The sequence below is a fragment of the Staphylococcus sp. HMSC072H03 genome, from assembly GCF_001809305.1.
GTDB lineage: Bacteria > Bacillota > Bacilli > Staphylococcales > Staphylococcaceae > Staphylococcus > Staphylococcus hominis.
Map to the genome: position 1 here is coordinate 397,038 of NZ_KV796881.1, position 21,167 is coordinate 418,204.

A 21,167-nucleotide genomic window follows, 5' to 3' on the forward strand; every position below is an offset into this window, starting at 1 on the left:
AAATATTTAATATTAGAATTTTAAGTTTTTAAATTTATCACCAAAAACGTCACCTAATGTTGGATTGTCTTCATCTGTTTCATTAGATAAATATGATTGAGTTGTAGCTTCGTCACTTTCAATCACATCTTCATTTGGTAATGTAGCTTTAATAGATAAAGAAATACGCTCATTTTCTTCATCAATACCTAAAATTTTAACGCTCACTTGTTGTCCTGGTTCTAACACTTCACTTGGTGTACCAATATGTTTATGAGCAATTTCTGAAATGTGTACAAGTCCTTGAACACCAGGAGCAATTTCCACAAAAGCACCAAAGTTAGCCAAGCGAATTACTTTACCTTCGATAACGTCGTTTTCGTGGAATTTACCTTTAATATTTTCGAATGGAGTTGGTAAAGTATCTTTAATAGATAAAGAAATACGCTCAGAATCTTTTTCAACAGATTTAACTTTAACGTCCACTTCTTGTCCAACGCTTACCACGTCTTCAGGAGATTGAACATGCTCATGTGATAATTCTGATACGTGAACTAATCCATCAACGCCACCAATATCTACAAAAGCACCAAAGTTAGTAAGACGAGCAACTTTCCCTTTGATAACGTCCCCTTCATTAAGTGAATCTAATAACGATGCTTTTTTAACGTCATTTTCAGCTTGTTCAACTGCTTTACGGCTTAAAATGACTCTATTATTTTCAGGATCTAATTCTTCTACTTTAAGACGAATTGTTTGTCCTTCAAATACAGAAAAATCTTCAATGAAATCAGTTGAAATGAGTGACGCAGGAACGAATCCTCTTTGGCCCACATCCACAACTAAGCCACCTTTAACTACTTCAGTAACTTTAGCTTCGATTACTTCGTCATTATCAAGCTTTTCTTGTAAATATTCATATGATTTTTCGGTTTCAAGTTGACGTTTTGATAAAATGTAAGCGCCTGATTCATTTTCTTCGTCAATTTCAATTTTGGTTACATATGCTTCAATTTCATCACCTTCTGAAATAATCTCACTTGGATTTTCAATGTGATGAGTTGAAAGTTGGCTAATTGGAATAATTCCATTATATTTAGCCCCATCAATATGAACTACTACTTGTTTATCTTCAACTTGTTGAACTTTTGCAGTGACTTTGTCACCTTCTTTAATATCATTAATCATTGATTCATTGAATTCTTCAGTCATCATGTTTGCCTCCTTATACACTACATAACTATAACATCTTATAAACACAAGGAATTGTCAAGAAATACCCCTTTAGTTTCATAAGTTTTTAAAAAATATATCATTTTTTAAAATTATTTAATATTGAGCAATAGAAAAAATATATTTATTAATATCAATAAAAATCGAAACTTATGATTGAATATAAGATTAAGAAAATTTATTGTTTATATTTCCATAATTAATTATATATAACTAAAATAGCTATTTAAAATAATTCGCTTATATTTTAGTCATTTGACGAATTAAATTAAATAGCTATGTACAAAAATTACAGATTCTCTACTAATTTTAATATTTCTTCAGTTACTTCTTCTATAGTTTTACTCGTTGTATCCACTGTTATAGCATCTTCCGCTTTTCTTAAAGGTGAAATATCACGATTCATATCGTAATGATCTCTTTCTTCAATTTCTTTTTTTAATTGATTTAAAGTGGAAGAAATGCCACGTAATTCATTCTCTTTTTGTCTTCTTTCAGCTCTTTCATCTACAGAGGCAATCATATATACTTTTAACTCAGCATCTGGAAGAACGACGGTACCAATATCTCTACCGTCCATAACAATTCCTTTTTTTATTGCTAATTCTTTTTGTTTTTGTACGGCGTATGTGCGTACAGGTTCTTTTGATGCAACATATGAAACATGTTGCGTGACATCATTTTCTCTTAGATAGTCTGTCACATCCTCGTTATCTAAAATAATTCGTTGTCCTTTTGATGGATTGTAAGTTAATTCTAAAGAAGTATGATTAATTAAATTTTGAAAATCTTCAGGAGCATCTTGCTTTAAATATTTATACGTTATTGCACGATACATTGCACCAGTATCGACATAAATCATTGATAATTTACTAGCCACTTGTCTTGCAATTGTACTTTTTCCAGCAGCAGCAGGACCATCTAATGCAATATTAATTGGATTCATAACATTTTTCCTTTCTTGTTGTTTTATCTGTATTATTTTATCATAAATATATATTTTAAAAATAGGAGGAGTTTAATGAAAAAAATACTTGTTATTCATACAGGTGGAACAATTAGTATGTCTCAAAATCAACTCAATCAGGTCGTTACAAATGACATCAATCCTATTTCATTACATAAAAACATCATAGGTCAATATGCAAATGTATATGAAATAAGTCCTTTTAATGTCCCATCACCACATATCACACTTTCTCATGTAATAAAGTTAAAAGACATCATTATTAAGGAATTTTCTAAGAATCATTATGATGGATGTGTGATTACACATGGCACAGATACGTTAGAAGAAACAGCTTATTTGCTCGATTTAACAATCGATATAAGTCAACCTATTGTTATAACAGGTGCGATGCGTTCATCAAACGAGATTGGTTCAGATGGGCTATATAATTTTATTTCAGCAATTAGAGTTGCAACTTCATTAGAAGCTTCTGATAAAGGCGTGATGGTCGTATTTAATGACGAAATACATACTGCGAGAAATGTTACTAAAACACATACTTCGAATATCAATACCTTTCAGAGTCCTAATCAAGGCCCTTTAGGTATCTTAACTAAAGATCGTGTTCAATTCTATAATCGTCCATATCGACAAACAGTATTTCCAAGAATAGATGAGAGTTTAAATGTGCCATTAATTAAAGCGTATATGGGGATGACTAAGGATGTTTTAGAATTTTATGCTCAACAAAATGTTCAAGGTATAATTATTGAAGCGTTAGGCCAAGGTAACTTACCCCCAAGTTGTTTAAAAGGTATTGAATCGTGTGTCAAAAAAGATATTCCTATCGTACTTGTGTCTCGCTCATTTAATGGCATTGTAAGTCCAGTATATGATTATGAAGGTGGAGGTTTTCGATTAGCTGAAGAGGGACTTATTTTTTCTAACGGATTAAATGGCCCTAAAGCAAGATTAAAACTTTTAATTGGTTTAAGTAATCATATGAATCACAAGGAATTGAAAGAATACTTTGAAACTTAAAAAAGAGAGAAACAATGATGATGCACTCATTGTTTCTCTCTTTTAATTAAAATAAATGAAATTTAACTTTCTAGTGGAGTTTGTTTTTTTCTTAAAATACTTTGAGCGATAATGCCACCATGGTATTTACCGTTTTCAATGAAAATTGAATTATTATCATTACCAGCTGCTATAACACCAGCAATATAACAGTTTTCCACATTTGTTTCATACGTTTCTTTGTTATAAATTGGAGCTGTTCCAAATTCATTAGTATGAATATCTATACCAATAGATTGTAAAAACTCATAGTCTGGATGATAACCAATCATTGCAAAAACAAAGTCATTTGGTATTGTTACTGTTTCACCATTTTTTTCATAAGTTACTGAATGTTGAGTGATTTCAGTAACATTTGTATCAAATTCCATATCGATTTTTTCATGGTTAACTAAAGATTCAAAATTTGGTAAAATCCAAGGTTTAATTGCTGCTGAATATCGATCTCCACGATATAATACAGTCACATTTGCCCCAGCCTTTTCCAATTCCAAAGCTGCATCTACTGCAGAATTCTTACCTCCAATAACCACAACATCTTGATTGAAATATGGATGTGCTTCTTTAAAGTAATGTTTAACCTTAGATAAATCCGCACCTTTAACATCTAAAGTATTATGTTGACCGTAATAACCAGTCGCAACTGTTAAAAATTTACATTCATACACGTCTTTAGTTGTTGTAATTGTAAATTTATTTCCAATTTTTTTAACTGTTAATACTTCCTCAAAAGGATGTACATTCAACTGATGAAATTTTACTACTTCTCTATAATAGACAAGTGCTTGGTTACGACGAGGTTTACTTTCCTCTACAATAAATGGCACATCGCCAATACTTAATTTATCGCTAGAAGAGAAAAAAGTTTGATGCGTAGGATAATGATAAATGGCATCTACAATATTACCTTTTTCAATTACTAGTGTTTCTATGCCTTTTTTCTTTTGCTCAATGGCTGCACTTAAACCACATGGGCCTCCACCAATAATAATACTTTCAATTGTTTGCATGTTTAATGGCCTCCTTTAATCACTAACATATTATATCAGTTTACTGATATATTTCTAAATAAAAATATTTACATTATTATTTACTTATCTTCAAATGAACATAAAAAAGATACACCATTTTAGGTGTATCTTTTTTAATACATTCAGATATTATTGAGGAATAACTAATTTTTGACCATTTACAATATTATTACTAGTTAAGCCATTAGCTCGTTTTAATTTATTTACATTTTCAACTGTACCTTCACCATAGTATTGAATTGCAATACGATATAAATTATCATTACCAGATACTACGTGAGTTTGTTGGCCAACACTATTACTTGATTGTGTGTTATTTTGAGTTGATTGAGAATTTGAGTTATTATCTGAACTTGATGAATTATTATATACATTTGATTTATTGTTATCATTTTCAGATGTTGCATTTTCAGTAGAATTTTTATCATTATTATCATTTGATGTACTGTTTTCTGTTGTAGCTACTTCATTTGACTCATCACTATCTTTTTTAGTGCTATTATCTGATTCACTTGATTTATCTTCTTTTGTTGCTGCTGTTTCATTTGATTGGTCTTTTTCATTTGTAGCATTGTCTTTGTCTTTATCTTTATCTTTGTTCTCAGTTTGTTCTGTTTTATTATCTGCAGTGTTATTATTCTTATCTTTATGGTCATTGTTAAGATACATGCCAATAAAAATAGCTAGAGCAGCTAAAATAAGTAATAAAGCTATGAGTGGAAGTAAAATTCCCATTAAACCACGTTTTTTCTTACCGTTATGTGCTTGGAAACCATCATTATCTTCGTATTCACGATGTTTATCATCATCATGATGATTTAGATTGTTATGTTCATTATGATGTTTATGTTTAGAAGCAGCAGCACCAGCAGCACCTGCTCCAGCTGCGCCAGCACCGACTGCAGCAGCTTTTTTGCCTTTATTTCCTTTTTTTCTGTGATGTTTATTATCTAGTTCATTATTATCTTCGTTGTCATGTTGAACACTTCTATTTTCATTATCTCTATAATTTTCCTCATCATGACGATTATTTTTACGTTTTTTATTACGTGATGCTTTTGCTCCAACAGCTCCAGTAGCAGCAGCTCCTCCAGCAATGGTTGCATCTTTTCCGATTTTGGAATGATGATCTTCATGTCTATCATTATCTTGATCAAAATCACGATGACGACGATGATCACTATTCATTCTATCATCACTATTATCATCATTTTCATAACTATCGTCCTCAAAACGATGATTAGAATTATTACGACGATCATCATCATTATGACGATCATTTAAATTAGAATGACGGTTGCGTTCATCATAATGCTCATCTATATTGGAACGTTGATTATTCTCATCATTCTCGTGATTATGATGAGAGTTACTTTCGTTATGTACTTTGTCAAATGTTTCCTCATCATAACGGTCATCTAATGAACCTTCTTCATAATCATTAACCTGATCGTTAAATTTTTTGTTACGACTAGAAGATTGGTTTCTTCTTCTTTGTCGTCTTTGTGCATTTCTTGGTGGAAACTGTTGATCAGTTTCATTGTTAAAATTGTCTATTTCATCGTTAGTTTCATTATTTACACGATCGAATTGATCGTTTGAATCTATCGATTGTCGATTTTTTTCAAAATCATCCTTAAAATTATCTCTAGACATAGTCAACATCCTTTCTTTTTCTTATTTTAATTGTCACATTATTTATACCCAAGTAATGCATAAATATGTATCATTTTTTAAATTTCTTATAAATCATTTTGTAATTTAATTATATCCTGTATAAAATATTTTAGTAAAGTAAAGTCACTAAACTCTAAATAAGTTTTTAATTTTTTCATTGAAAGTAAATTGTCTTTTAACTTTTTTTCTGTTGTAACACTCAATTTTACTTAAATCTGAATCATTGTCACAACATTCATTAGATTGATTAGGAGATTCTCCAAAAAATTCCAGTAAAAATTTTCTTCTACATTGATCTATACGAGTATAACCTATGATTCTTTGATAACCAGCTTGTTTACGTATATATGAGGTTTTAAAAATGTGTTTCAATTCTTTAAATGTATAATTTTGGTGTAATACTGTTAAAATTTCTTCTTTATTAGGTGGAAGGAATGCGCCTAACTCAAAAGTTTCGACATCTTCTGATACGATAGCATCATTAAAGAGTAACGTCTCTAGAATATAAGCATCGTCTGGTTGATATAGACTAATCGCTTGACTTTGTTTTCCATCTCTCCCAGCTCGTCCAATTTCTTGTAAATAATTTGAAGGACTAGATGATAAATGAAAATGAATAACAGTCCGAATGTCTTTTTTATTAACCCCCATTCCAAAAGCACTAGTAGCTACAATAACTGGAATAAAATTATTAATAAATTGATTTTGAACAGTTTGACGTTCTTGATAAGTTAAATCCCCATGATAAATACCAGTTAAATATCCATGTTGATAAATGAGTTTTGCGAGTTGTAAGCATATTTTCTTAGATGATACATAAATAATTGTGGGACCTGAAGATTCAATAAATTTCAATAACCATTCTATTTTTTCGTCGTCATCCTTGAAATTAAAATGTGATAACGAAATATTTTTACGATTCATAGTAGTTTGTATAGTGTTTAATTTAACTTTTAAAATATGTTCTAAATCACTTGTTAAATGTGGCGGTGCAGTAGCAGTTAATGCTAAAATAGTCGCTAATTTAAAATGATGAGTGATTTGACCAATAAGTGCGTAATGCGGTCTAAAATCATATCCCCATTCTGATAAGCAATGTGCTTCATCTAATACTACTAAACCAAATGGAATGTTTTTAATTAAATTGAAATGATGAGATTGAAGAATAAATTCAGGACTTAGAAATATAAAACGACTTTGATTTAATACATTGATATTTTCTTTTTTTTCTTGTTCATCCATACCTGAATGAATACACACAACCCTTCGTTCACCTTGAGATTTAAGTTGCATCACTTGGTCATCCATTAAAGAAATTAGCGGTGAAATAATAAGAGTAGGTTTTTGTTGCATATAAGTTGGAAATTGATAACACAGACTTTTCCCACTACCTGTTGGCAAAACACCAAGTGTATGATTGCCTTGTAATACACTTTCTATGACCTCTTTCTGACCTGGGTGAAAACTTTCATGTCCAAACCATTGTTTAAGATTGTTCTCTAACATTCATTTCACCTCTTTCTATCCCAACAATCATGAGTTTAATTTCAAAGTATGATAAATGATCAAACTCTTGTTTATATCGTTTTAATCTTTCTCCTTTATGCTCTGTATAGTATTGAGTAAATTGAAAAATATCTTTTTTCTCCACATAATTTTCGTAATTTTTCTCATAACCTTTAATAAATAATTCTAAAATATGATCTTCTATTGTATTAAGTTTAACATTCTGTGCAATTGCGATTTCATTTAAACTCAAACCTTGATGAAGATATTGTTGAGTAATAGATGTTTTATTTAATAATGATGAAAGAATAATACATTCAGACAATATAGGATAACGTTGTTTATTTTCAATTTCACTTCCTAAGGTGACTAAATTATTCAATTCTAATGTATATAATTTTGAAATAGAAATATTCTCAATCAAACTTACCTGTTGTCTTGTATACATAGGCTCATCATAACCATGCAAATAATAATGAAGGTAACACTTATTATTATTATTTAAACTGATTGCTTGAAATAAATCAGTCACTTCATTTTCAAAGTCTTTTATTAAATCATTTTCAATAATAGTTCCATAAACCTTTTTAACTTTATTTTGAATAATAACCTGTTGGTTCATTGGTACGAATTTAAGTTGATGATGGAGATATTGAGATATCGTCTGAATTAATAATTGAATACATTTAAAAGTATTATTAAGACTATCATAAGTGAATCGAGGATGCACCTTGATATTTAATTCTTTTATATCATTTTTATTTAAAAGTCGTTCAAATGTCTGATATTTTAATTTAGGTAAACTATGATATAATGATAAAAGTTGTTGAGAGCTCGCATCAAAAAACGTTTGATGTGACTTTTTTCCACTTAAAATATTATATATACTTTTATTAGTTTTATAATTGAATGAGTGATGTTTAACATAACTAATCATTTCTTGCATGAGTGAACTCCTCTTTTATAGAACTTTTATATCTAGAATATAATAAAATTATTTATTATGACTAGTGTAGCATTTTTATCAAAGGAGGCGAATAAAATGGCAAAGTACACAATCGTTGATATGGATACATGTATTGCTTGTGGTGCTTGTGGCGCTGCTGCACCAGATATTTACGATTATGATGACGAAGGTATTGCTTTCGTAATCCTTGACGATAATCAAGGTACTGCAGAAGTACCAGAAGAATTATATGAAGATATGGAAGATGCTCTTGAAGGCTGTCCAACTGATTCAATTAAAATTGAAGAAGAGCCTTTTGATGGAGATGCCTTAAAATTTGAATAAATCCGTAAATAAAATTGCATTACCATAATTATAATATAAAACCTCCGATGATTCCTACTAAGAAGTCATCGGAGGTTTTGATTTTATTTCAATACTTTTTTTAAACGGCGATATAGCAAGATAAAAATAATCGATATTACACATCCTTTAATAATATTAAAAGGAATAATACCAGATAAAATAATTACTTTTAAATTAGTAAATACATCACCAAGATTAAATATCATGCCATATAAAGGTAGTAAGACAAAATAATTTAAAATACTTAAAACGATAGTCATTGCAATAGTGCCGGCAACTAATCCTATAATTAGTGAACGACGAGATGAATATTGTTTACGATGACTAACAAAATAAGCTGTTAGTAAAAAACTAGCCCCTGCTAAAAAATTTGCCACAGGCCCAACAGGATCGCCAATATTAAATAAGAAATTTAATATATTTTTAATTAATGCTACAAGAAGACCAGATAAAGGACCAAAAATAAAAGTAGCTAATAAAGTCGGTACATCACTAAAATCTAATGTTAAGTATGGAGGCAAAAATGGTAATGGAAATTTCAAAAATGTTAATATGAATGCAATTGCACTCAACATACTTATGGTAATTAAACGTTTATTTTGTTGCATATTCAGTTTTCTCCTTCCATTCATCTTACTAAGAATTGGAGGATACTTTTACACAACAAAAAACCTCCACCTTCTCCCATCCAGACTATACTGTCGGCTTCAGATTTACACTGAATCAGCCACTTCCATTGAAGCGGGTCGCAGGCTCAAATTACTGCCGGTTGGGAATTACACCCTACCCCGAAGATGAATTATTGAATTTATCATTTAAAATTTATATTACATGAATAACTCCTTCATTGCAATATCTCTGTTTATTTATAAAAATGAGAGATATGGTTCATCAATTTCGTCGACTGATTTTAAATTAATATGAAATGAAATATTAATTTAAAAAAACTATAGATATAAAAACGCTCTTCAAAGTTTTATCTTTAACTTTGAAGAGCATAATCTCAAATAATTTGGATATTTAATCCTATTTTGTCGAAAGTTAATTATTTAGAATCTATAGAAGGTTTAGGTAATTTAATAATAAAGGTTGTGCCTTTATTCACTGTACTTTCTACAGAAATAATTCCGCCATGCTCTTGAATAATCATCTTACTAATAAATAATCCTAAACCAGTTCCTTGTTTACCTCTAGTTCTAGAAGCTTCTACTTTATAAAAACGATCAAATACATGATCAAGATGTTCGGGAGCAATGCCGCTACCTGTGTCTTTTATATTTAAAAATTGGTACTGACTATCTTTATTAGCAGTAATCGTAATTGAATCTCCAGGATGTGTATAGCGTGTTGCATTATCAATTAAGTTTGTGAGTACTTGATCAATTCGATCAGCATCGTAATTCCATAAATCATCTTCATTAATATTTGGTAACAAGTCTATGTTTAGTTCTAAATCTTGTGCTTGTTGACGATATTTAAGTTGTATTTTACGTAATAATGGCATTATAGGCTGTATTTCTTTATTAATGGCTAATCCTTCCGCATCCATTCTTGCAACATTTAAAAGCTCGTTGACAAGGCGATTAAGTCGTTTTGTTTCATCTAATACAATTGATAGTGATTCTTTGATTTCGTTAGGTTCTGTTACAATGCCATCGACTATCGATTCAGTATAACCCTGTAATAACGAAATCGGTGTACGGAGTTCATGGGATACGTTTGCGATAAAATCTTTTTTCATTTGATCAAGATTATGTTCATTTGTCATATCTCTTATGATGATTACAATCCCGCTACGACCATCTTGTTGAATACGATCAATATAGCTCATTATAAACACATAATACTTAGAGTTTATTGTATATTCATTAAACTCTGTACCTTTTGAATGAAATGTGGCATTAATTTGATTTTTAATTTCTGAATAAATAGATTTATCAATTGTCGGTAGTATTTGGTCTGCCATTTTGTTAGATAAAATAATTTCACTTTTATCATTTAAACCCACTACACCTTCAATCATAGAATTAAATAAACGATCACGAATATTTTTTTGAGTAGATAAAGCTTCAATGTGTTCTTGAATTTTATAACTCATATTATTAAACGTATAAGAAAGTTCACCAATTTCATCTTTCGTATTTACTGTTGTTTTTTGAGAGTAATCTCCATTCGATACATTGATTGCCTGTGTACTTAATTTTCTAAGTGGCTTAGTGATACGATTAGATAAAAAGAACGCAAAAATCGTTGAAACAATTAAAAATACAATGGCAGTAATTAAAATAATAATGGTAATTGCATTATTAGTATCTTCAATTGTTTTTAAATCTTGATATATAAATACGCCACTAAACTTAGCATGTTTACGATCTTGAGATTGCATCGGATATCCTAAAAGAATATAAGAATGGGATGCTCCTTTTTCACTTATTGTGACGTTTTGTGTGGCAGATTTCCCTGTATCAAATACTTTATTAAAGTTATCGTTGTTTTGAATTTCTTTTAACATTCTTTTTTTAATCAGATTATATGATTTTTCTGCTGACATATTTTTATTAGACATAATAATAACGCCACCTGTACCATCAATCAATTCCTGACTATGTTGTATGGCAAGTGACTTGTTATCAGCTTTTTCAACAAGATGACTAATCCTTGAAGCATCTTCTCTTATAGCGTTTTCTGTTTGTTGGGTGTAATAATATTGAATAAATGTAATTAATGCTGCACTTAATAAAATTAAAACTGTCGTTACTATAAATATTATAGTTAACCACAGTTTTATAACAACACTATTTAGTCGATTCATCATTTGTATTGACCTCAAATTTGTAACCGACACCCCAAACGGTCTGAATCATATGTGCTGCTTCTTCAGAAACTCGATTTAATTTTTCTCTTAATCGTTTAACATGTGTGTCTACAGTTCTTAGATCACCATAAAATTCATAATGCCAAACTTCTTTTAATAGTTGTTCACGATCAAATACTTTATTAGGTGTTTTTGCTAAGTATATTAATAGCTCATATTCTTTTGGAGTTAAATTCACTTGTTGTTGATCCGCTAATACACGATGTGCATCATTATCGATAATAAGATGATTAAACTCAATGACATCTCTTGCATGTGGTTCGTTTTGTTCTGGTTTAGATGTTTGAGTTCTACGCAGTAATGCTTTCACTCTTAATACGACTTCTCGGGGAGAGAAAGGCTTCACTATATAATCATCTGCACCTGATTCGAATCCTTCCACACGATTGGTTTCTTCGCCTTTAGCTGTAAGCATAATAATAGGCGTATCTTTATGCTCACGTAATTTTGATGACATTTCAATACCATCCATTTCAGGCAACATTAAATCTAAAAGAATGCACGCATAGTCATTTTCCATAGCAAGTTCATATGCTTCTCTACCATCACTTGCTTCATGGATAGTAAACGATTCTCTTTCTAAGTAAAGCTTTAATAATCTTCTGATTCTATCTTCATCGTCTACAATTAATATTTCATTCATCATTACAATATACCTCCTACACATGCTCTATACCATTTTAATTATAGCATATTCACTATATTAAAGCTTTCGATTCAATTGACTTTGTGAAAAAAATAGCAAAATATCTTTTTTGATGTAGGACCTATGATTTATAATTACAGTGAATAAATAAAAAAAGATACACATTGTAATTGAGAAAATACTTTGTATTGTTAAGTTATTTCGAATTAATTACCATTTTCAGCCATATGTCTTAATATTTTCACCTCATGAGGTGTTAATACTCTACCTTCACCTGCATTTAAACCTTTTAAATTAAGATTTCCAAATTCGATTCGTATCAATTTATCGACTGTGTGATTAAAATGTTCGAACATACGTCTAACTTGTCTATTTCTACCTTCGCTAATAGTTATTTCAACCAGTGTCGTATTTTTTTCTTTATTTTGATTTTTTATTTTAACTTGAGCAGGTTGTGTAAAACCATCTTCTAATTCAATTCCTTGTTCTAATGCTTTAACTTCTTCTCTCATTAAATACCCTTTTAATTTTGCAACATATTTTTTCTGAATATGATATCTAGGATGAGTCATCAGGTTAGTAAATTCACCATCATTTGTAAGTAATAATAACCCTGAAGTATCATAGTCTAATCGTCCAACTGGATAAATTCTTGCTTCTAAATCTTTAAAATAATCTGTTACAACCGTTCTACCTCTATCATCTGAAACACTAGTAATCACTTGCGTTGGTTTATAGAACAGAATATAAATTTTATCTTCTTGCTCAATTTTAATTCCTTCAACTTCAACAGTGTCTGAAGATTTAACTTTCGTTCCAAGTTCTGTAACTACTTGACCATTGACTTTTACTTTACCTTCAGTGATTAAAGTTTCTGCCTTTCTTCGAGATGTATATCCACTGTTAGCAATTCGTTTTTGAAGTCTTTCTAAATCTTTATTCATTTTATTTCTCCTTTTGCTCTGTAAGTGTACTAAAGAAATTTTCGATCTCTTCGTTATCTTCTTCAGTAGATGGTAGTTCTTCTATTGATTTCATTCCAAAAACATTTAAAAATAAATCAGTAGTCATGAGTAAATGACTACGCGAATTCTCCATGTCTTTTGCTTCAATAAGTCCTCTAGCAATTAATGTTCTCACTGCACCATCAGAATTGATACCTCTTGTTACTTCGATATCACTTCTAGTTAATGGTTGATTATAAGCAATAATCGATAGTGTCTCCATAGCAGCTTGAGATAATTTCATGTTTGCTTTTTGATTCACTAGTAATTCGATAAAAGGTGCACTCTCTTTTTTGGAGGTTAACATATAAATGGAACCATATCTTTGTATTTCAAGACCTTTTGAATGATACGTCGAAATTAATTGATCAAGTTCATCTAAATCCATTTTTAAAATATCTGCAAGCTGACCTGCTTCGAGTCCTTCATCGCCTACAGTAAATAATAATGACTCTATAATTCCAATGTTATCCAATAGAATAGTTCACTCCTCTAATGATATTGATGTCTTCAAAGTTATTTGACTGTTCTATATTAATAAGACCTGCTTTAGACATTTCTAATATTGCTAAGAAATGTGTAACGACTTTACTCACAGGTTCATTAAAGTTAAATAAACTAAAGAAGTTAAATGATGTTTGTTTCTCTAAATGTTTAGCAACCACTTCAGTAGCTTGTTGAATTGTAAAAGTATCTTTTGAAATTTCAACTGCTTTTGGCGTATTTAATGCTACTCTATTTTTTACTCTTTGGTATGCAACAATCAGTTGAGTCAAATCAATCGTTTGATTTTTGTCCCAATGCGTTTCTTTTTCTAAGTGAGATAAATCAGCTGGTGATTTAGTATAATATAATTCTCGTTCTTTCTTTAATTCTGTTAATAGTAAAGAATATTCTTTATAATTTTGATATTCGATTAAACGACCTACAAGTTCCTCACGAGGATCTTCTTCTAAGTCATTTTCAGTTTCTTGTTGTGGCAATAATAATCTACTTTTTATCATTAATAACTCTGAAGCCATCACTAAATATTCACTTGCAATATTAATTTCAACTTCTTTCATTGCATGAACATATTGCATATATTGTTCAGTTAAAGCTTTCATTGGTATATCATAAATATCTATTTCATATTTATGAATTAAATGAAGAAGTAAATCTAATGGGCCATTAAAAGCATCTAATTTAACTTCGTACATAAATTAACTTCCTTGTATTATAAAATCTAAATTGTGCATAATTCACTTAAATATTATAGCATGAATATATATTAGAATTAAATTAAGGATGAGTATTCATGAATAAAGCATTAAGTCACTTCTACTATCAATTTCATACACACCAACATTATTTTTTATGTCATGATATTTTAGAAGAATTATGGAAGTCAAACCCTAATTTTTCTAAGAAAGATGCTGTAGTTAGTTTAATATTATTTTCAACTGCAATGTATCACTATAGACGATGTAATAAGTTAGGTGCATTAAAAAGTTTTAAAAAAGCGTTATATACATTTAAGCATGCGAAAGATAAAGAGACACTAGGTTTAAAGGTCAATGAATTTACTTTTTTGATTCAAAATCAAATAGAAAAAGTGAAATATGATCAGACATTTCAACCAATACAGTTGCCAATTAAATCTTCGGTAGAAAGGGAAATTATCAATTTATATCCTAATTATGAATATAAGACACAAATTAACAATGATGACATGATTGTTCATTGCCATCGTCTAAGAGATAGAAGCGATATCATTGCAGCTAGAAAAAAAGCACTTAAAAATAAAAGAAAGAAAAGTTAAATCATTCACTTTTCTTTCTTTTATTTTAAGCTCTGGGATGGAATTGATTATACATTTGTCTTATTTGAGATTTAGACACATGTGTATAAAGTTGCGTCGTTGAAATATCTGAATGACCAAGCATTTCTTGAACTGCTCTTAAATCTGCCCCATTTTCTAAAAGATGTGTAGCAAATGAATGTCTCAACGTATGAGGAGTTAAAGTTTTATTAATATTGGCCTTTGAACCATATTGTTTAATCATCTTCCATATCCCTTGTCTAGTTAAAGGTCTACCGTGCATATTTAAAAACAATACATTCGTAATAGTCTTTTTCAAAAGTTGAGGACGTATCTTTTCTAAATACGTATCTAGAAATTCAATCACAGTGTCTCCTAATGGTATAATTCGTTCTTTATTACCTTTACCAAATACTCTAACAAATCCCATAATAAGATTTATATCCTCAATATTAATTTGTATCAGTTCAGAAACACGCATGCCAGTCGCATATAATAATTCTAATATTGTACGATCACGATACCCATTTTTCTTATTTAAGTCCGGTGTTTCCAAAAGTTGAATGACTTCCTCAACTTCTAAAACATCGGGTAACTTCTTCTCATATTTCGGAGTCTCAATTAAGACAGTTGGATCTTTAGCGGCATATTTTTCTCTAAGTGCAAATTGATGAAAATTGCGAATTGTAGAGATAAAACGCGCCATTGATTTAGCAGAAGCACCTTGGTCTATTAAATATCCTAAGCATTCTTGTATAACTTGGCGATCAATAAAATCGATATGAGCAATTTTATGTTCTTTCATGTATTCTTCATATTTAGCTAAATCACGTCGATATGCGCCGATAGTATTTTCACTCAATCCCTTTTCAATTTGAATAAATTTTAAAAATTCTTCAATAATCGTATTCATATTACACCTCTGTTTATATAAAAAAGGTATGAAATAGAATTCAAAGTTGATTCTTAATTTCACACCTTCTATCGATTAATTATTACATATTACTTTTTTATCTTGAAAAGTTCTTCAAGCATTTGTATATAGAGTTGATACAACACTTTATTAAGTTTAACTTATTATTTACCTTTAGCTTGGCATTCTGAACATATACCGTGAAATGTTAAGCGGTGATCCAAAATTTTAAATTGATATTCTGATTCAACACGTTCTTCTACTTTTGGTAGTAAGTCTTCATGAATTTCATCTACCCTACCACATTCCATACAAACTAAGTGATGATGAAAATGTTTAGCACCTTCTTTTCTCAAATCAAATCGCGCTACGCCATCACCAAAATTAATTTTATCTACTACTTTTAATTCAGCAAGTAGTTCTAAAGTTCGATAAACAGTAGCTAAACCTATTTCAGGTGCTTTATCTTTTACTTTTAAATATACATCTTCAGCACTGAGATGATCTTTTTCATTCTCAATTAACACACGAACTGTTGCTTCGCGTTGAGGTGTTAATTTATAAGAAGATTGCTGTAATTGTTGTTTTACTCTATTTAGACGTTCTTCCACGGGAGCATCACTCCTCAATTAATTATAATCATTTTAAACTAAATTATTTCAATTAATAAATTACCAATAAATTTAGTAAAAATCAAGTAGTTATCACATCTTATTTATAATGATTATAATTTAATAATACATATTGTAAAGCAATCATTGTTTTCGCATCTTCAATTTCATGATTTTCTATAAGTGCATGGATATCGTCTAAGTGTATTTTATGCAATTCTACAAATTCGTCATCATCCAGATTTAATTCTCCTACACTTAAATGATCAGTAAAATAAATGGTTAGTTTCTCATTTGAAAATCCTGGAGAACCATACATATGAGTGATGAACGTTAGATGATTAGCTTTGTAGCCAGTTTCTTCTTCTAATTCGCGTTTAGCTGCTTCTTCTCTTTCTTCATATTCTTCTAGTTTACCTGCTGGAATTTCTAACAAGGGTTTTTCAATAGGTTTACGATATTGTTTAACCAATAGTACTTCTTTTTCTGGAGTAATAGCGCAAATTGCCACAGCACCATTATGCTTGATAATTTCTCTCTTGGAAGTTTTTCCGTCTGGTAATTCCACATCGTGTAGTTCTAGATCGATAATTTTACCATTATAAATGACTGTTCTATCAAAAGTTTTTTCATTAAAGTCCATTATATCCACGTCCCTTTTCATTAAGTTAATAAATTGATAAGATAAATGCGTTAACTAAAGTGTATCGGAAGGAGATTGTTCATGCAAAAAAATATATTAAAAAGTGGCATTGAAATTTCGGAACTAGGTTTAGGCTGTATGAGTTTAGGCACAGAATATCATCATGCAGAAGAAATTATTGAGTGTGCAATTGAAAATGATATCACATATTTTGATACCGCAGATATTTATGATAGAGGGGTCAATGAAGACATTGTTGGAAAGTCTTTAAAGAAATATCAAAATAGAGATGATATTGTTATAGGAACAAAAGTAGGAAATAGACCACTTAATGATGGTAGTACTACTTGGGATCCTTCAAAAAAATATATTAAAGAAAGTGTTAAAAGTTCTTTAAAACGATTAGGCTTAGAACAGTTAGATCTTTATCAACTTCACGGAGGTACAATTGATGATCCCCTAGATGAGACGATTAGTGCATTCGATGAACTGAAAAAAGAAGGTGTAATCAAAGCTTATGGAATCTCTTCTATTAGACCTAACGTGATTGAGTATTATTTAAAACACAGTCAAATAGAAACGATTATGTCTCAATTTAATCTTATTGATAATCGTCCAGAACGTCTTTTAAATCATATTCATTCTCATGGCGTAAAAGTTTTAGCACGTGGTCCCGTGTTTAAAGGGTTACTTACTTCAAATAGTGTTAATGTACTTGATCAGAAATTCTCTGATGGTATTTTTGACTATAATTATCATGAATTAGGAGAAACGATTGCTTCTGTTAAGGAAGTTGAAAGTAATTTAAGTGCTTTATCATTCGAATATTTAAAATCTCATGATGCATTAGGTTCTATTATTGTTGGTGCAAGTTCTGTTTCACAATTAAAAGATAATATTGCTAATTTTAATAAAACAGTAAGTTTGGATCAAATTAAATCTGCACGTCACCGTGTGAAAGATTTGGAATATACTCAGCATCTTGAGTAAGGAATCATTATTATAAATTCTTATAAACAATCGTTGATGTAAAGTACAAGTGATGAAGTATCTATGATGAATGCTTCATCACTTTTTTAGGTTAAATTATATTTTATTTTTAAACAATGAAGTAAAATATTTTTCAATTTTTCTAGGAGCTAATTGGTAAAGTTTTAATAGTGGATTCATCCATAGCGGCTTGTTAATTTCTACTTTACGAGTGATGATACCTTTAACGATGTCTTCTGCGAGTATTTTGGGATCTATCATTAGTGATGCATATTTATTAGCATACTTCAATGATGGATCTGCTTTTTTATGAAATGGTGTATTAATGGGACCTGGATTAACAGTCATTACATGAAAGTCTTGTTCCTCAATTCTTAGAGCATTTAATACGCCATTTAAAGCAGCTTTAGATGAGCCATAAAATGCAGCATTCGCTTGCGTTACAAATGCTGCCTGACTTGAAATAGCCACTATAGAAGCGTTCATTGTTAAATAGGGTTTAACAGTTTTAAATAATGTAATAAAACCAAGCACATTTACATCATAAGTTTCCATGATTTCTTCTAACGAATGAGATTGTATTGATTTAAAAAAGCCTAAACCTGCACTATAAATGATTCCGTCAATCGGATAACAAAGAGATTTAGAAATATTATCTATTTGTGAAATATCTTGTAAATTACATTTAATCATTGAAACACGATGTTTGTACGGATTAAAATTAATATTTTCGAATTTCTCCGTACTACGAACAATGAGGGTAATATATGCGCCTTTTTTTAATAATTCTTTCGTTATTTCTAAACCTAAGCCACTAGTTCCTCCAGTTACGATGAAATGTTTACCTACAATCACGGATGACTCTCTCCTATCTAACAAGTATAGTTAATTTTTGATAATAATTATATTGAATATGTTACTATAGTTTTATCAATTAAGGGTAAGGATGGTGCTGTTTTATGAAGTTAGTATTTTATGGCGCTGGTAACATGGCACAAGCCATTTTTAAAGGAATTATTGATTCTAAAATATTAAATCATAACGATATTTATTTAACAAATAAATCAAATGAAAATACTTTAAAATCATTTGCGAAAGAATTAGGAGTAAAATATAGTTACGATGATGCATTTTTATTAAAAGATGCAGATTATGTTTTTCTAGGTACTAAGCCTCATGATTTTGAAACGGTCGCATCACGTATTAAATCACATATACAATCAGACCATCGTTTTATATCTATTATGGCTGGTTTATCGATAAATTATATCCGAGAAAAGTTAGAAACGAATAATCCCGTTGCTAGAATTATGCCCAATACAAATGCACAGGTAGGTCATTCAGTAACAGGTATTAGTTTTTCTGGTAATTTCGATCCTCATTCTAAAGATGAAGTAACAGAATTAATTAGTGCTTTTGGCTCAGTTATTGAAGTTGACGAAGAATATTTACATCAAGTGACGGCTATTACAGGAAGCGGACCAGCTTTTTTATATCATGTATTTGAACAATATGTTAAAGCAGGAACATCATTAGGTCTTGAAAAAAAACAAGTTGAAGAATCCATTAAGAATCTCATTATTGGAACAAGTAAGATGATTGAACGATCGGATTTAAGTATGGAACAACTTAGAAAAAATATTACCTCTAAAGGTGGCACAACACAAGCTGGATTAAATGAACTTGATCGACATGATATTGAGAGTATTTTTAAAGCCTGTCTAGATGCTGCAGTTCATAGAAGTATCGCCCTTTCTAAAAGTGAAGATGAGTAATAAATATTAAAAATAACTATAACGAAAATTAAGTCATACATATCGTTATAGCTATTTTTTAGTTTTTACGTAGCATTTAAAACGCTATTATTATTTAAAATTTGAATGTATCAAAGTCTTTAACAAACTCAAAATTTGGTGTATCTTTCATTTCTTTTAATGCACGGTTTATCTCTTCTATATCTTCTAAATTATATCGATTACTTAGATGGGTAATAAAACTTTTCTTCACATTAGACTGATAAATTAACCTAAATACATCGTCAATGTGACTATGATGATAGTTATTTGCTAAAATTTTGTCACCGTCAATATATGTTGCTTCATGAATCATAATATCCGCATTTTCTGCAAGTATATATTCGTTATCACATGGTTTCGTATCTCCAAAAATAGTAACAATAGGTCCTGGTTTGGCTGGACCTTTAAAGTCTTTAGAAAGATAAATTTGATTATTATATTCAAAAGTATCAAACATTTTTACTTCTTGATATTTAGGACCCGGTTCTAGTCCAATTGCCTTTAATGCAGTTACATCAATTGTACCTGGTGTTGTAGGAGCCTCAATTCGATAACCATATGAAGGTATACCATGATTTAATAACCTTGATGAAACTGTAAAGCCATTATGATGATATGTAAAATTATTATCAATTTCAATATATGTAATAGGATAGTTTAAATGAGATTCAGATAATTTCAAAGCGGTTTCAATAAATTGTTGCAAACCTGTTGGCCCTATTAACGTCAATGGCTTATCTTCTCCACCTTGGAATGAACGACTTGTTAATAATCCAGGTAATCCAAAAATGTGGTCGCCATGCATATGCGTGATAAAAATATGATCAACTTTGCCTAATTTTATCGAGTGATGCAAAATTTGATGTTGAGTCCCCTCTCCTACATCGAATAACCATATTGAATTTGAATAAGGTTCTAGGTTTAAAGCAATCGCTTGAGTATTACGATCTTTAGTAGGTAAACCCGCACTCGTTCCAAAAAATGTAACTTCCATGCATTTGCCTCCTCTTTCTTCAATATATTTTATCATACGTCTATAAGTTTGTTATCATATGAAATAAAATAAATGAATTTATCAGAATTTAGGGTATAATGTAACTTATAAAAAATAAATTGTATGT

Annotated in this window: 22 protein-coding genes and 1 riboswitch; of the genes, 5 read left to right on the top strand and 17 right to left on the bottom strand. The window is 30.0% G+C overall.

Going from position 1 to position 21,167, the window contains the following annotated elements:
• Window positions 1-12: 12 nt before the first annotated feature.
• Window positions 13-1,191, bottom strand: a complete 1,179-nt coding sequence (rpsA, locus tag HMPREF2578_RS04775; protein WP_017176287.1) for a 30S ribosomal protein S1 — start codon at window positions 1,189-1,191, stop codon at window positions 13-15.
• Window positions 1,192-1,501: 310 nt separating this feature from the next.
• Complete coding sequence (gene cmk, locus HMPREF2578_RS04780; RefSeq protein ID WP_017176286.1) at window positions 1,502-2,158, bottom strand: (d)CMP kinase; 657 nt, start codon at window positions 2,156-2,158, stop codon at window positions 1,502-1,504.
• A 75-nt stretch (window positions 2,159-2,233) separates the two neighbouring features.
• Between cmk and HMPREF2578_RS04785 the strand changes: the two genes are divergently transcribed.
• On the top strand, window positions 2,234-3,202 hold the full coding sequence (locus HMPREF2578_RS04785) for an asparaginase (RefSeq protein WP_017176285.1): 969 nt from the start codon (window positions 2,234-2,236) through the stop codon (window positions 3,200-3,202).
• Between the two features lie 62 nt (window positions 3,203-3,264).
• On the opposite strand, the gene ypdA is transcribed toward HMPREF2578_RS04785, so the two are convergent.
• From ypdA to HMPREF2578_RS04805, 4 genes are all read right to left on the bottom strand, one after another.
• Entirely contained in the window at window positions 3,265-4,251 is a 987-nt protein-coding gene (ypdA, locus tag HMPREF2578_RS04790; RefSeq protein ID WP_048681485.1) for a bacillithiol disulfide reductase YpdA, read from the bottom strand.
• A gap of 150 nt (window positions 4,252-4,401) precedes the next feature.
• Entirely contained in the window at window positions 4,402-5,928 is a 1,527-nt protein-coding gene (gene ebpS / locus HMPREF2578_RS04795) for an elastin-binding protein EbpS (protein ID WP_037541042.1), read from the bottom strand.
• Window positions 5,929-6,075: 147 nt separating this feature from the next.
• Window positions 6,076-7,455, bottom strand: coding sequence for a RecQ family ATP-dependent DNA helicase (locus HMPREF2578_RS04800; protein ID WP_017176282.1), 1,380 nt, complete (start codon window positions 7,453-7,455; stop codon window positions 6,076-6,078).
• On the bottom strand, window positions 7,436-8,401 hold the full coding sequence (locus HMPREF2578_RS04805; RefSeq protein WP_037541043.1) for a helix-turn-helix domain-containing protein: 966 nt from the start codon (window positions 8,399-8,401) through the stop codon (window positions 7,436-7,438). Before HMPREF2578_RS04805 ends, HMPREF2578_RS04800 begins: the two co-directional genes overlap by 20 nt.
• A 96-nt stretch (window positions 8,402-8,497) precedes the next feature.
• On the opposite strand from HMPREF2578_RS04805, the gene HMPREF2578_RS04810 reads away from it, so the two are divergent.
• Window positions 8,498-8,746: a ferredoxin gene (locus tag HMPREF2578_RS04810; protein WP_002449743.1), complete on the top strand. Its 249-nt coding sequence runs from the start codon at window positions 8,498-8,500 to the stop codon at window positions 8,744-8,746.
• Window positions 8,747-8,829: 83 nt separating this feature from the next.
• On the opposite strand, the gene HMPREF2578_RS04815 is transcribed toward HMPREF2578_RS04810, so the two are convergent.
• From HMPREF2578_RS04815 to HMPREF2578_RS04840, 6 genes are all read right to left on the bottom strand, one after another.
• On the bottom strand, window positions 8,830-9,375 hold the full coding sequence (locus HMPREF2578_RS04815) for an ECF transporter S component (RefSeq protein ID WP_002449844.1): 546 nt from the start codon (window positions 9,373-9,375) through the stop codon (window positions 8,830-8,832).
• A gap of 64 nt (window positions 9,376-9,439) precedes the next feature.
• Window positions 9,440-9,567, bottom strand: a riboswitch (FMN riboswitch).
• A gap of 245 nt (window positions 9,568-9,812) precedes the next feature.
• A complete protein-coding gene (locus HMPREF2578_RS04820) occupies window positions 9,813-11,579 on the bottom strand; it encodes an ATP-binding protein (RefSeq protein ID WP_269321159.1) in 1,767 nt (588 codons plus the stop codon).
• A complete protein-coding gene (locus HMPREF2578_RS04825) occupies window positions 11,563-12,288 on the bottom strand; it encodes a response regulator transcription factor (protein WP_017176279.1) in 726 nt (241 codons plus the stop codon). The genes HMPREF2578_RS04820 and HMPREF2578_RS04825 overlap by 17 nt, the downstream gene beginning before the upstream one ends.
• Window positions 12,289-12,494: 206 nt before the next feature.
• Window positions 12,495-13,232: a pseudouridine synthase gene (locus HMPREF2578_RS04830; RefSeq protein ID WP_017176278.1), complete on the bottom strand. Its 738-nt coding sequence runs from the start codon at window positions 13,230-13,232 to the stop codon at window positions 12,495-12,497.
• 1 nt (window position 13,233) lies between these two features.
• A complete protein-coding gene (gene scpB, locus HMPREF2578_RS04835; RefSeq protein WP_017176277.1) occupies window positions 13,234-13,767 on the bottom strand; it encodes an SMC-Scp complex subunit ScpB in 534 nt (177 codons plus the stop codon).
• Entirely contained in the window at window positions 13,760-14,491 is a 732-nt protein-coding gene (locus tag HMPREF2578_RS04840) for a segregation and condensation protein A (protein WP_017176276.1), read from the bottom strand. The genes scpB and HMPREF2578_RS04840 overlap by 8 nt, the downstream gene beginning before the upstream one ends.
• A gap of 98 nt (window positions 14,492-14,589) precedes the next feature.
• Between HMPREF2578_RS04840 and HMPREF2578_RS04845 the strand changes: the two genes are divergently transcribed.
• Window positions 14,590-15,093 (top strand): DUF309 domain-containing protein, encoded by a 504-nt coding sequence (locus HMPREF2578_RS04845; RefSeq protein WP_017176275.1) that lies wholly within the window; start codon window positions 14,590-14,592, stop codon window positions 15,091-15,093.
• Between the two features lie 25 nt (window positions 15,094-15,118).
• Here HMPREF2578_RS04845 and xerD read toward each other — a convergent pair whose 3' ends face one another.
• The 3 genes from xerD to HMPREF2578_RS04860 form a co-directional block, all read right to left on the bottom strand.
• Complete coding sequence (gene xerD, locus HMPREF2578_RS04850; RefSeq protein WP_017176274.1) at window positions 15,119-16,006, bottom strand: site-specific tyrosine recombinase XerD; 888 nt, start codon at window positions 16,004-16,006, stop codon at window positions 15,119-15,121.
• Between the two features lie 164 nt (window positions 16,007-16,170).
• Window positions 16,171-16,617, bottom strand: a complete 447-nt coding sequence (locus tag HMPREF2578_RS04855; RefSeq protein WP_017176273.1) for a ferric iron uptake transcriptional regulator — start codon at window positions 16,615-16,617, stop codon at window positions 16,171-16,173.
• Window positions 16,618-16,717: 100 nt separating this feature from the next.
• Window positions 16,718-17,260 carry an NUDIX domain-containing protein gene (locus tag HMPREF2578_RS04860; RefSeq protein ID WP_017176272.1) on the bottom strand — a complete coding sequence of 181 codons (543 nt, stop codon included), beginning with the start codon at window positions 17,258-17,260 and terminating at the stop codon, window positions 16,718-16,720.
• Between the two features lie 81 nt (window positions 17,261-17,341).
• Here HMPREF2578_RS04860 and HMPREF2578_RS04865 point away from each other — a divergent pair, with 81 nt between their 5' ends.
• On the top strand, window positions 17,342-18,250 hold the full coding sequence (locus tag HMPREF2578_RS04865; protein WP_017176271.1) for an aldo/keto reductase: 909 nt from the start codon (window positions 17,342-17,344) through the stop codon (window positions 18,248-18,250).
• A 96-nt stretch (window positions 18,251-18,346) separates the two neighbouring features.
• Here HMPREF2578_RS04865 and HMPREF2578_RS04870 read toward each other — a convergent pair whose 3' ends face one another.
• Window positions 18,347-19,102, bottom strand: coding sequence for an SDR family NAD(P)-dependent oxidoreductase (locus tag HMPREF2578_RS04870; protein ID WP_029376822.1), 756 nt, complete (start codon window positions 19,100-19,102; stop codon window positions 18,347-18,349).
• Window positions 19,103-19,209: 107 nt separating this feature from the next.
• Between HMPREF2578_RS04870 and proC the strand changes: the two genes are divergently transcribed.
• The gene (gene proC / locus HMPREF2578_RS04875; RefSeq protein WP_017176269.1) at window positions 19,210-20,025 is read left to right on the top strand and encodes a pyrroline-5-carboxylate reductase; all 816 of its coding nucleotides are present in this window, start codon (window positions 19,210-19,212) and stop codon (window positions 20,023-20,025) included.
• Window positions 20,026-20,119: 94 nt separating this feature from the next.
• On the opposite strand, the gene rnz is transcribed toward proC, so the two are convergent.
• The gene (gene rnz, locus HMPREF2578_RS04880; RefSeq protein ID WP_017176268.1) at window positions 20,120-21,040 is read right to left on the bottom strand and encodes a ribonuclease Z; all 921 of its coding nucleotides are present in this window, start codon (window positions 21,038-21,040) and stop codon (window positions 20,120-20,122) included.
• Between the last annotated feature and the right edge of the window lie 127 nt (window positions 21,041-21,167).

Bases quoted from the DNA above. Each gene is read 5' to 3' on its own strand.
- rpsA (WP_017176287.1), bottom strand. From the start codon at position 1,191: ATGACTGAAGAATTCAATGAATCAATGATTAATGATATTAAAGAAGGT.
- cmk (WP_017176286.1), bottom strand. From the start codon at position 2,158: ATGAATCCAATTAATATTGCATTAGATGGTCCTGCTGCTGCTGGAAAA.
- HMPREF2578_RS04785 (WP_017176285.1), top strand. From the start codon at position 2,234: ATGAAAAAAATACTTGTTATTCATACAGGTGGAACAATTAGTATGTCT.
- ypdA (WP_048681485.1), bottom strand. From the start codon at position 4,251: ATGCAAACAATTGAAAGTATTATTATTGGTGGAGGCCCATGTGGTTTA.
- ebpS (WP_037541042.1), bottom strand. From the start codon at position 5,928: ATGTCTAGAGATAATTTTAAGGATGATTTTGAAAAAAATCGACAATCG.
- HMPREF2578_RS04800 (WP_017176282.1), bottom strand. From the start codon at position 7,455: ATGTTAGAGAACAATCTTAAACAATGGTTTGGACATGAAAGTTTTCAC.
- HMPREF2578_RS04805 (WP_037541043.1), bottom strand. From the start codon at position 8,401: ATGCAAGAAATGATTAGTTATGTTAAACATCACTCATTCAATTATAAA.
- HMPREF2578_RS04810 (WP_002449743.1), top strand. From the start codon at position 8,498: ATGGCAAAGTACACAATCGTTGATATGGATACATGTATTGCTTGTGGT.
- HMPREF2578_RS04815 (WP_002449844.1), bottom strand. From the start codon at position 9,375: ATGCAACAAAATAAACGTTTAATTACCATAAGTATGTTGAGTGCAATT.
- HMPREF2578_RS04820 (WP_269321159.1), bottom strand. From the start codon at position 11,579: ATGAATCGACTAAATAGTGTTGTTATAAAACTGTGGTTAACTATAATA.
- HMPREF2578_RS04825 (WP_017176279.1), bottom strand. From the start codon at position 12,288: ATGATGAATGAAATATTAATTGTAGACGATGAAGATAGAATCAGAAGA.
- HMPREF2578_RS04830 (WP_017176278.1), bottom strand. From the start codon at position 13,232: ATGAATAAAGATTTAGAAAGACTTCAAAAACGAATTGCTAACAGTGGA.
- HMPREF2578_RS04840 (WP_017176276.1), bottom strand. From the start codon at position 14,491: ATGTACGAAGTTAAATTAGATGCTTTTAATGGCCCATTAGATTTACTT.
- HMPREF2578_RS04845 (WP_017176275.1), top strand. From the start codon at position 14,590: ATGAATAAAGCATTAAGTCACTTCTACTATCAATTTCATACACACCAA.
- xerD (WP_017176274.1), bottom strand. From the start codon at position 16,006: ATGAATACGATTATTGAAGAATTTTTAAAATTTATTCAAATTGAAAAG.
- HMPREF2578_RS04860 (WP_017176272.1), bottom strand. From the start codon at position 17,260: ATGGACTTTAATGAAAAAACTTTTGATAGAACAGTCATTTATAATGGT.
- HMPREF2578_RS04865 (WP_017176271.1), top strand. From the start codon at position 17,342: ATGCAAAAAAATATATTAAAAAGTGGCATTGAAATTTCGGAACTAGGT.
- proC (WP_017176269.1), top strand. From the start codon at position 19,210: ATGAAGTTAGTATTTTATGGCGCTGGTAACATGGCACAAGCCATTTTT.
- rnz (WP_017176268.1), bottom strand. From the start codon at position 21,040: ATGGAAGTTACATTTTTTGGAACGAGTGCGGGTTTACCTACTAAAGAT.